11 protein-coding genes and 1 riboswitch are annotated in these 10,874 nt (G+C 30.3%); of the genes, 4 read left to right on the forward strand and 7 right to left on the reverse strand.

What is annotated here, in order from left to right:
• The 4 genes from nrdD (SVN78_05700) to SVN78_05715 form a co-directional block, all read left to right on the forward strand.
• The coding region (nrdD, locus tag SVN78_05700) for an anaerobic ribonucleoside-triphosphate reductase (GenBank protein MDY6821096.1) at nucleotides 1-811 on the forward strand (811 nt) is incomplete at its 5' end.
• A 52-nt stretch (nucleotides 812-863) separates the two neighbouring features.
• Complete coding sequence (gene nrdD / locus SVN78_05705; protein MDY6821097.1) at nucleotides 864-1,097, forward strand: anaerobic ribonucleoside-triphosphate reductase; 234 nt, start codon at nucleotides 864-866, stop codon at nucleotides 1,095-1,097.
• Between the two features lie 36 nt (nucleotides 1,098-1,133).
• Nucleotides 1,134-1,874 (forward strand): anaerobic ribonucleoside-triphosphate reductase activating protein, encoded by a 741-nt coding sequence (locus tag SVN78_05710; GenBank protein MDY6821098.1) that lies wholly within the window; start codon nucleotides 1,134-1,136, stop codon nucleotides 1,872-1,874.
• 178 nt (nucleotides 1,875-2,052) lie between these two features.
• Entirely contained in the window at nucleotides 2,053-2,829 is a 777-nt protein-coding gene (locus SVN78_05715; GenBank protein ID MDY6821099.1) for a rhodanese-like domain-containing protein, read from the forward strand.
• Between the two features lie 286 nt (nucleotides 2,830-3,115).
• On the opposite strand, the gene SVN78_05720 is transcribed toward SVN78_05715, so the two are convergent.
• The 7 genes from SVN78_05720 to SVN78_05750 form a co-directional block, all read right to left on the reverse strand.
• The gene (locus tag SVN78_05720) at nucleotides 3,116-3,892 is read right to left on the reverse strand and encodes an energy transducer TonB (protein ID MDY6821100.1); all 777 of its coding nucleotides are present in this window, start codon (nucleotides 3,890-3,892) and stop codon (nucleotides 3,116-3,118) included.
• A 64-nt stretch (nucleotides 3,893-3,956) separates the two neighbouring features.
• Nucleotides 3,957-5,852, reverse strand: a complete 1,896-nt coding sequence (locus SVN78_05725) for a TonB-dependent receptor (protein ID MDY6821101.1) — start codon at nucleotides 5,850-5,852, stop codon at nucleotides 3,957-3,959.
• Between the two features lie 88 nt (nucleotides 5,853-5,940).
• Nucleotides 5,941-6,164, reverse strand: a riboswitch (cobalamin riboswitch).
• 697 nt (nucleotides 6,165-6,861) lie between these two features.
• Nucleotides 6,862-7,794, reverse strand: coding sequence for an iron ABC transporter permease (locus SVN78_05730; protein MDY6821102.1), 933 nt, complete (start codon nucleotides 7,792-7,794; stop codon nucleotides 6,862-6,864).
• A 26-nt stretch (nucleotides 7,795-7,820) separates the two neighbouring features.
• Nucleotides 7,821-8,624 (reverse strand): helical backbone metal receptor, encoded by an 804-nt coding sequence (locus SVN78_05735; protein ID MDY6821103.1) that lies wholly within the window; start codon nucleotides 8,622-8,624, stop codon nucleotides 7,821-7,823.
• A complete protein-coding gene (locus tag SVN78_05740; GenBank protein MDY6821104.1) occupies nucleotides 8,596-9,420 on the reverse strand; it encodes an ARMT1-like domain-containing protein in 825 nt (274 codons plus the stop codon). The genes SVN78_05735 and SVN78_05740 overlap by 29 nt, the downstream gene beginning before the upstream one ends.
• A gap of 72 nt (nucleotides 9,421-9,492) precedes the next feature.
• Nucleotides 9,493-10,239 carry a DUF364 domain-containing protein gene (locus SVN78_05745; GenBank protein MDY6821105.1) on the reverse strand — a complete coding sequence of 249 codons (747 nt, stop codon included), beginning with the start codon at nucleotides 10,237-10,239 and terminating at the stop codon, nucleotides 9,493-9,495.
• A gap of 140 nt (nucleotides 10,240-10,379) precedes the next feature.
• Complete coding sequence (locus SVN78_05750; GenBank protein MDY6821106.1) at nucleotides 10,380-10,724, reverse strand: DUF5320 domain-containing protein; 345 nt, start codon at nucleotides 10,722-10,724, stop codon at nucleotides 10,380-10,382.
• Nucleotides 10,725-10,874 lie beyond the last annotated feature (150 nt).

The raw sequence follows: 10,874 nt of genomic DNA on the forward strand, positions 1-10,874 counted from the left end.
TGTTGTTACAATTAATCTACCAAAATTAGGTTATCTGGCAGCCGATGAAAATGATTTTTATAAGAGACTGGATAATTTAATGGAGCTTGCAAGAAATAGTTTAAAAATTAAAAGAAAAACTATAGAGAAGCTAACTGATGACAACCTATATCCTTACTCTAAATATTACCTCTGTGATATAAAGAAAAGGTTTGGAGAATACTGGAAAAATCATTTCAATACAATAGGCATAATAGGAATGAATGAAGCTCTTCTAAACTTTATTGGTGTAGACATTATGCATGAGGAGGGATTAGAATTTGCAGAAAAGACAATGGATTTTATGAATGAGAGATTAGAATCATTTCAAGATGAAGATAATATGTTATATAATTTAGAGGCAACCCCTGCTGAAGGAGCAAGCTATAGTCTTGCAAAAAGAGATAAAGAAAAATATCCAAATATTATAACTGCAGGAACAGACAAACCCTATTATACAAACTCCACAAACCTACCTGTTAATTGCAAAATGGATCTTTTTAAATCATTAAAACACCAAGATAAATTACAAGTTAAATATACTGGAGGAACCGTCTTTCATGTGTTTATTGGTGAATCAATTGAAGATAGTACAACTGTAAAAGAATTAGTAAAAAAGATATCCTCTGAATATAGGCTTCCATATTTTACTATAACCCCAACATTTTCAATATGCCCTATACATGGTTATCTTAAAGGCAAACACGAACATTGCCCAATATGCAAACAAGAAAGGCTTGAGCAATTAACAAAAAAGCTGGAAAGCTTACAAGCACAATTAAATACTGTATGATTTACTAATTTTTAATGTAATTTAATAAAAATATAAAATAGGAGGCATTATTATGGATACTCAAAATATTAAAAATGGTGAAACAAAAAAAGAATTGGAAGAAAAAATTGAGGAAATAAAAAAAGAGATTGAAAACACAAAAGGAACAAAGTGTGAAATTTATAGTAGAGTTGTAGGATACCACAGACCAGTGGAAAACTGGAATGATGGCAAAAAAGATGAATTTGAACATAGACAAAATTATATAGTCCATCCACTCAAGAGTGGAGGGACTATTAAAAATTAGAATTACACCCATTTTTTAAGAGAACCCTTACAAAAAGTGAGCATTGTCGATTTTACCCCTATCTCGTTGATTGATTTCCCGGGTAAACTTGCGGCTACCGCCTTTACAAGTGGTTGTAATCTAAGATGCCGTTTCTGTCATAACCCTGAATTAGTATTGACTACTGTTAAGAGAAATATTAATGATGAATTTTTCAGATATATAGCAGAAAACAAAATTAATGCAGTTACTATAACAGGCGGGGAACCCCTAATAAATCCTCATATTAAAAACGTTTTAACACAATTAAAAGATATGAATATAATGGTTAAACTAGATACAAACGGCAGTTTACCTAATAGATTGCTAACACTTTTAGATAATAACCTTATAAATTTCATAGGCCTTGATTTAAAAGGTTTAAATACAAGAGACATACAATATATCACAAGGAACAAAAACTATACACTGCCAATATTTTTAAAAACACTGCGTATTTTAAAAGAACATAGAGAAGTGACGGATAAATTAGATAATATTAATTTTGAAATAAGGATGACCCTTTGGAAACCGTATACCAAAGATGACTTTTTAGGATTTTTTCAACAACTTGAAAAATCTAACATTTATCTTAGAAAAGATGAGCACATAGTTATACAAAAAATGTATTTGACAGATAAGATATTAGACAAACGATTTAAGAGCAACAGTGAGGCACTAATTGCTTCCTCCATAGATTACATAAATAAATTATATAAAGAACTTAAAAGTATAGAAAATATAAAAGTGCGACAGTAAAAATCTCACTTGCGTTTGTGAAGTTGGTAATGTGTGGAAATGGCGTGTGGACGCGGAAAATCTGACTTGCGAAGTTGAAAGACTTTTATGTCATATTAAATTGACATAATGTAACTAATTTACTAATCTATTATTTAGTATTTAAATTTATTAATTTCTTAATTAATGGGGGTGATTTATGAAAAAGTTTATTGCATTATGTGTTGCAATTTTTGTTATGGCTAGCCTCTCATTGAGAGCTGAAAATTTTGATTATGGAATTGGTTTGGCTACTAAGAACCAAGAGAATAAGCTTCTTTATTCAGAACAAAATATAGAACAATTAAAAGATTTAATTGAAAGAATGCAGTCTAACAAAACTACTTACACTGAAAAAGATGTAGAGGGGTTAGCACGTGCAGGCGCTCCTGCTATTAGGGCAATACTTGTTCCTATTATAAATCTATTTGGAACGTTAGAATCAATTTTACAGACGACATCAACAACGCCTTCAGCAGAAAATCAAAATTCAGGTGGCTCTAGTTCTTCTAGTTCAATAATCTATCAATTGATAAATCCAGCAATCAGGCTTGCTACTGGTAGAGAGGTTATAAATATTGATGCTGAGGAGCTCTATAATATGATTCAAAGTGGACAAGAATTGCAGCTCATTGATGTTAGAACAACTAATGAATGGGAACAATTAAGGGTTTCTGGTGCCATAAATATACCTATGCAGGGTGTGAATAGAGCCTTACAAGATGGCACAATCAAACCTAGCATACCAATTGTATATATATGCCAAACAGGCGTTAGAGCATATATGACAGCTTTACTAACATTAACCTATAATGAATTCTCTAATACCCCAGTTTATAATTTAGAAGGTGGCACAGTGGCTTGGGCAGAAGCAGGCCTTCCTACTGAAGGGGAACAAGGGACTCTAAGTACTGAAAGGGGGATAGGAACAAATTAAACAATTCTCCTTCATGAGAGAGTGAAGCATATATCCCACCAGAATTATCCACGGTGTATGTTAAGTTATAATTAATAAAAAAAGGATTTAATAATCTTTTTTTATTCTAAATATAATTTTAAACATTAACTTATTTATGGTCACTCTCTAAATCTCCCAACTTGCGAAATTGGTAATGTGTGGAAATGGCGTAAATACGCGGAAAATCTGACTTGCGAAGTCAGAGGATGCTGTGATGGCGTAAATACGCGAAAAATCTAACTTGCGAAGTCGGAGGATTGGGATATTATTTTAGTGCAAATACTATTGGGGCAGAGAGTTTAATCTCTCTTGGTGGAGCTTTTAAAGGTGAGCACTTTTTTGCTATTTCTATACCAACTTCATCAAGTATGGAAAACCCACTAGATTTTGTTATCTTAATATCTTTTATCTCACCACTCTTTGTTATACTAAATTCTATATAAACAACGCCCTCTATACCCCTTCTCAAAGCAATTGTTGGGTAATATACATTTTTCTTTAATGTTTCATAAACATATTTAGTGTAACTATCTATTAAATTATCTCTCTTTATTAGGCTATTAGAACTTAAGGCAACATCCCTTTTAGACTCATTATCCATATTTTTACGGGCTAAAGTTTTTTCTTTACTTTTGGCCTCATTTGATTTTTTCTGATAAACCTTACTTTTCTTTGATTTTGTTTCTGGTTTATCTTTTTCTTTCAACACTTTTGATTTTTTTTTCTCAGGCTTACTTTCATCTATCTTTTTTTCTCCATCATCTAAATTTATAGTTTTTTCTTTTACATTAGAGACTTTTTTTCTAACTTTCTCTTTTACCTCATTGTTTTTATTATCTTTATTATTTTTATTGTTTCTCACTACTTGCTTTTTAACGGGTTTTTCAAACTCTTCTTTCTTCTCAATTCTTTTTTTAGTTAATTTCTCTTTGGGCTTATTATAGCTCTTATTAATGCTCTTTTTTTCAATATATAGATTTACTGTATTTTGGCTAATTTGCACTTTATTATTATTCACGTTAGATAAATTTAATAATAGCATTAAATGTATAATAACAGACAATATTAAAAAATATATAATTGGTGGAATTAATATTTTTTTATTTTTAGAATTTAATGGAGGCACCTGCTACCCAATTTCTTGCATTAGATGGATAATAATGAAAACCCTCCCCACGTGTATAATATGCATAATCATAGTATTTTTCATCAAATAAATTATTAACCTTAACATAGGCTGAAATATTTTTGTAATTATACTCACATTTAATATCACTTACAAAATATCCATCTATTTTTTTAGCTTCATTTAAATAGTCATTACCTGCATAATATGAACTATAATAACCAATCTGATAGTATAGATTAAATCCAAAAGGGCTTTTGTATTTAAAGAGTCCTTTCAGGGAATGCTTAGAAACTAATGGAATTTCTGCATCTTTATATGGACCCTCATCAATATTTCCATCTATATAGTTATATTTAATGTCTATCAAATAATTTTTAAAAGTTGCCCCCACATTAAGAGTAACACCAAGCCTTTCAGTATCAATATTTGTATTAAAAAAACCCTCATTATAGAAAATAGCATCGGGATTTGTGAATATCTCATCATTAGACTTTTGATAAAAGGCAACTAAATTTAGATAATAACCCTTATATTTTAATTTATAACCACTCTCGAGGGTATAATTTTCTTGGGGCTCTAGATCAGTATTTAGTCTGCCACCATACTCCATCAATTCATCAGTAGTTGGAAATCTAAAGCTCTTATCAAACTTCACGTATATATTATTATTTTTATTAATATCATAGGCTATCATAAATAAATAGCTGTTAATCCACTTACTTTTTTTTGTATCCTCTGACTCAAAGAAATCTCTTTTATATTGACTTCTAAAGCCAGTTTGTAAAATAAGCTTATCTATATTGAAGGTATCAAATAAATATATACCATGATATATCCTTTCTAACTCACTATAAGTATTATATTTCATCTCTTCTACAGCTACATCATAGTGTTCAAAGTCATAGCCAATTTGAATCTTATTTGAAAATAATTCACCATCAAATTGGAATATATATTCAGGTCTTATCGAATAGTAGGTCAATTCATCATCATAGATTAAACCAGATATATTATACTCCCTATCTCTTTTCCTGTAATCGCCATTTATTACAAAATCGCCAATTGGTGAATACAATTTCACTCTATTATTAATATAGCCATCCTTGTCACTGCCACCATCATCTGGGAATAGTGAATGTTTTCTGCCAAATTCCTCTATTTCACTGCTACTTAAAGGCCCAGGCAATCCATAGTCAGAATCAGAATATGAACCAGAAATATTATACTCTATGTTTTGGCCAAAATAGCTAGCCTCACCACCAATTGTGGTTTTATCAAAATCACTATTAAGTCTGTAGCCATCTGTCGTACTTCTGTTTACATTTAACATAAGTGAAATATTTTCACCGGCGTAAACACCTTCTGTATAATAATTTTGATAGTCATAGGAACCAAAATCAGATTTAATATTAAAACCACCTTTTATAGGCTTTTTTGTAACTATATTAATAACCCCACCAACTGCCCTATCACCAAATAACACAGAATTACCACCATGGTATACCTCAATCCTTTCAATGGCATCTACAGGTATAGTTGATAAATCCACACCAGACATATCAACAGTATTTAATTTCATCCCATTAATGAGAATTATATTGTTTAAAGCTCCCTTTTCTCCAAAACCTCTTAAATCAATATTTGTATGTTTTTTATCGTAGGATTTTAAATTAGAACCATTAATATAGTTTATAATATCATAGGTATCTGCCGGGCTTATATCTTCTATCTTATCTTTAGTAATAACCTCCATATTAGCAAAGGATTCTTCTAATTTCTGATCTAGTCTATCACCAAAGACTTTTATCTCAGGTAATTCATAGGAACATATAACAATAGGTAGTGAAAATATTAAAACTAAATATTTCAGCATAATATTTCCACTAAATCTCAAAAAAATAAAGTGAATTATTCGATTTCATGAAACCCATAGGATACCTCCTTATCCTCGTAAGTGGCATTTTATTAAGAGTTTTTTTAACAGGTTTCCTGGCTTGTCTTCCTTTTACTAACCTACCCTTCCCATCAATACTAACTAATAAGATCTTTGAATATTCTAAGATCAATCAGCTAATGACAGTGGTTTATAAGGTGTTCATCAGACTCACAGTTGCGGGACAGCGTTGGATTTTCACCAAACTTCCCTGATAAAAAAACTTTCTTAAGCAAATCTACATCTACCTCATATAGCCTACTTAGTTCTTTTACATTAAAAGTATTGCCCTTGTCAAACAGAAAAAATATCTCCCCCTTTTTTAAAGCCAAAATAGAATCTGATAACAAATAGGCAATATTTATATCATGAGTAGCCATAATAATAAGTTTTTCTTGCTTAAGTTTATCAATAATTTCCATAATTTTTACACAGTATTTGGGATCAAGGTTGGCAAAGGGCTCATCTAATATCAAAATAGGTGTATCTTGCGCAATACCCCTTGCTATTAATACCCTCTTTAATTCACCACTTGACAATTGATTAATATAATAATCTTTTTTATCATATATATCAGCAACTACCATTGCCTCTTCTATTTTATTAAAATCTTTTTTTGTAAGTATCCCAAAATTTTTGCTGTATACATATCTTCCAGTTGAAACTACGTCAGCAACCTTAATTGATGGCTTAAAAGTAAAATAGGTATTCACATATGAAATACTTTTAGCAATATCATTATCCGTTAACTTTTTTAAACTCTTTTCAAATATATAGATATTGCCATTGTAATTTTTAATAATATTTGAGATAATTTTTAATAATGTGCTCTTACCACTTCCATTTGGTCCTATAATTGAGAGGACACAATTATTTGCCACTGAAAACTTATCTATCTTAAGGCTAAAACCATTGTCATAGGAAAAAGAGAGATTCTTCACTTCAACAATCATAATCTATACCTTACTAAATAAATAAAAACAGGTGTTCCTATTATTGCAGTAATAGCCCCTAAGGGTATCTCAAAAGGGTAGAACATAACCTTAAATAGGGTATCTACAACCATAACAAAAATACCACCTAAAAAAAATGCACTCAACATATTTATTCTATGGTCCATTCCAAAAACCATCTTTACTATATGTGGTACAATTATGCCAATAAATCCAATAGCACCACAAAGAGACACTGTTAAGGCTGTAATAATTGATCCTAATATATAAATTCTCATTGATAACTTTTTAAGATTAATACCAGAATTAATTGTTATCTCATCGCCCAATAGATAGATATTTAATCTCGGTGATTCTAAATATAGTATAAAGGAAAATAACACTACAATAAATAATATTATTGCAACTGTAAAAGGATTTAATAGTGTAGTATCCCCCATATACCATAAAAGTATATTCTTTGTAAATTTATCACTCATAACCGAGCTAAAGAATGTGATAATTGATGCAAAAAAGAAGTTTATGCCCACACCTATTAAGATTAGGACATTTATAGTTATTTTATTAATACCGCCTGAAAGCCTATAAATAATAAAGATAGTAGCTAATGCCAATACGAAACTTAAAAATTGCCTATAAATAACTGAATCAAAGCCAATCAATAGTGATAAAACCACACCAAAGGCAGCTGCACCGGAAATGCCAAGAATGTATGGATCAGCTAAGGGGTTTCTAAAAAATGTCTGAAAGGTTAAGCCAACAATAGATAAACTTGCGCCCACCATAAAATCAGCAAGTAGCCGCGGGAATCTAATCTCAAAAAGCAATATCCTATTTTCCGTTTGAAAAAAATCTATAAATGATACATTGTTCCCTCCAAATGATAATAAAATAAATAGGGTTAAAACAAAAAGTAATAAAAGAAACAATAATAGTTTAAATAAAAAAGCAAGGTTTATTGACCTAATTTTCTCAAAAACTGGCACGCTTCTACAATCCTATATGAGGGTCTCACAAAGATATCATCATTGATTATAATAACCTTTGAGTCAATATCCAATCTTTTGAGTTTTTTCTTAAACAATTCAATTGATTTAGCTGACATATTATGGGAAATCAGAATATAATCAGGTTCATTTAGATACAATTTTTCAATATTAACTTTCGGATAGGCAAGATTACCTTGTATATAATTATTAAAGCCACCACATCTTAAAATATCATCAATAAAACTATTTTTACCTGCTGCAATAAGGGGATCTAAATTTACTAAAAAGAGTGCGCTCTTATTACAAATAGTTTTTTCAGAAAAAATAACATTAATCTTATCTACCAAATCGCTACAATCAATATTATATCTCTTTGATAAATATTTTATTATATCTATTACATCCTTATAAGAATGAGATTCAAAAAAATAGTTTTCTATATTAAGCTCATCTAACCTTTTTTTAACTTTAAGAGAATAACCATCTTTCATGCCAAAAACAACTGTTGGATTTAATAATACAATCTCCTCTATATTTATGTGATAATATGAACCAACTTTTCTAATTTTCTTTGCACTTTCTGGGTAATCACATTCTTTAGTAACTCCAACTATATAATCCCCAACTCCTATCTTAAATAAAATCTCAGCAATATTAGGAGAGAGACTTACAATCCTTTCTTCGGCAAACGTGTTTGTAGTTAATATGAGAAAAATAAAGGATATTATAATAGATAAAGACTTAAATCTTCTTAAATACAATGCTACCAACAGGCACACCTAAATCCTTAGCAATTACTTGACATTTTGCAATTAACATAAAATAAATGTCTCCTCTTTCACTCAAAGCCTCATAATTACCCTGCCCTTTACTTATAATCAATGAAGGATTTATTTTATTTATAATATTTATATTATCACCTACATTCATTTCAACTACTTCTACATTATCCATTTTACTAATAGAGGTCTCATGTACATCTGCAATAGTGGCATCATTTAGAATAGGCGATTTTTTTACTACAAAGAATACTCTTTTATCCAAACACTCAATCAAAAGCTTATCAAATACGATTTCCCCACAATTATCAGCAAAATAGAGAATACTATCTGATTTATTTAGATCCTCTATGAAATTTTCAAATGTTTTATTGTCTAAATCAACAGATAAAGCATATTCTAAGGTTTTATTAATATCCCTGTTAATACTAGGCCCAAAATCTATAATATTGCCAGCAATAGCTATTTTTATTGCTGAACGAATCTTTTCATATAAGTCATTTGAACTATTTACAACCTTTTTCATTGATGGATATAACCTTAAAGCCTCTTCATTGCTTTTTCTCTTTACTTCTCTGTAAGGGTCATAATTGTCAGATTCTTTATAAACAATTTCATGTAATTTTTTTGTTATTACAAGCTGACTCTCATTCCAGTCCATATTGCACAAAACTTTCATTACTTTTCTTAATATATTTTCTTGTATTTCTTCATCACTTGTTGCCATCTTTGCAGCTTCTACAACCTGTCTTTGAAAACATGGAATACAATCTAATTTTGTTTTCATCTTAAAAGCCCAAGAATCCTTTAATATTTAAACTTATGACCACTACATTACTATATATACTTAAGCATAAATTTAAATATATATATTATCTTTGAACATAGTCAAAAGCTTAATACTTCCAGTGCGTTTTAAAATCCTAAAATTTGCACCCTCTTTTATATATCTTAATGTTGTCTCTACATTATGGACAACACTTCCTGAAATGGCATCAATACCATAATCAAACAACACCTTATCCATTGGTGTAGTTGGGCCAAGTAGTAACTTAAAGCTCTTAGTCGGACACATCTTAATTAACTCCTCAAATGTCTTATTAATCAAAGTTGTGCTTGAAATTGCAATAACATCAGATTGAGGCAAAAAATCCTTTGCACTCTCAGCAGAATAATCACCAGCTCTTGGCCATTTTTCTATAACCCATAGATTTTTCGCAAACCTCTTTAAACTATCTACAAATGGAAAATGTCCAATAATAGATATGTTTTTATCCTTAGCTTTTTCAAGTAAAAAATCACCGGCATTTAACTCTTTACAATCTTCCTCATCTACCTCAATCAGTGAATTAATTGCAGCTAACCCCCAGGATGCTTTTTTTATTTCATTAGATAATGCAAATTTTGCAATTGTTTTTGCTGAAGTGCCTTCAATACTGCCAATGTAGCTGTCCTCTTCTTCATCATGGATTTTACAATCTTGAAGCATAGTTGAGGCAAGACCACAGTTTTTACTGACAATAGCAGTCCAATATAAGCCCTTTACAGCTTCTTTAACTACATAACTGCCATCTAATTTATCTATTATTTTCTCTAAAACATCCATTATACAGACCACCTTTGGCAAGTAATTTTTATAACATTAACACACCTCTATATAATACAAAAATGCATCATATGTTAATAATAAATTTTAAAAAAATAGGGGGATAGCTAACTATCCCCCACTAAGAAGTTTACAAAAGATTATTTTTCTTGCTCTTTTTCCAGGGTTTCTATGTGTTTTTGAACTTCTTCCAATTGTTTTTTAAGCAATTCAGCTTCTCTTTTTAATAAATCAATATCTTGTTCATCTGCCCTATAAGAATATGGACTATAAGGTGGAACTGTAGCATATGGCATTACTGGTCTATATGGAAAATTTCTATACATCCATCCACGTCCACGTCCCCATCCAATTCCACGACCATAACCAAAATATCTAGGAGCAGGATTCATAAAACCTGGCACCGGGTAACCAGCGCAATATCCAGCTGCTCTACCTGTCATTGGCCCTAATCCTAATGGACCTGTTCTATCACCACCTGGCATGGCACACCTCCAAAAATTTTTTCTACCTTAAAATGTAGCTAATAATATATTAATAACATATGTTCAAAATGTCAATATGATTTTATTACTACTATTATTAAAAATCTTGTTGACTACATTAATCTTTACAAATATAGTATCTAATATTAA

It is taken from the genome of Deferribacterota bacterium (assembly GCA_034189185.1).
Taxonomy (GTDB): domain Bacteria; phylum Chrysiogenota; class Deferribacteres; order Deferribacterales; family UBA228; genus UBA228.

What these genes read in the sequence shown, in the direction of transcription:
- SVN78_05725 (MDY6821101.1), bottom strand. Translation starts at nt 5,852, where the DNA reads ATGCTGAAATATTTAGTTTTAATATTTTCACTACCTATTGTTATATGT.
- nrdD (MDY6821097.1), top strand. Translation starts at nt 864, where the DNA reads ATGGATACTCAAAATATTAAAAATGGTGAAACAAAAAAAGAATTGGAA.
- SVN78_05720 (MDY6821100.1), bottom strand. Translation starts at nt 3,892, where the DNA reads ATGCTATTATTAAATTTATCTAACGTGAATAATAATAAAGTGCAAATT.
- SVN78_05740 (MDY6821104.1), bottom strand. Translation starts at nt 9,420, where the DNA reads ATGAAAACAAAATTAGATTGTATTCCATGTTTTCAAAGACAGGTTGTA.
- SVN78_05750 (MDY6821106.1), bottom strand. Translation starts at nt 10,724, where the DNA reads ATGCCAGGTGGTGATAGAACAGGTCCATTAGGATTAGGGCCAATGACA.
- SVN78_05715 (MDY6821099.1), top strand. Translation starts at nt 2,053, where the DNA reads ATGAAAAAGTTTATTGCATTATGTGTTGCAATTTTTGTTATGGCTAGC.
- SVN78_05745 (MDY6821105.1), bottom strand. Translation starts at nt 10,239, where the DNA reads ATGGATGTTTTAGAGAAAATAATAGATAAATTAGATGGCAGTTATGTA.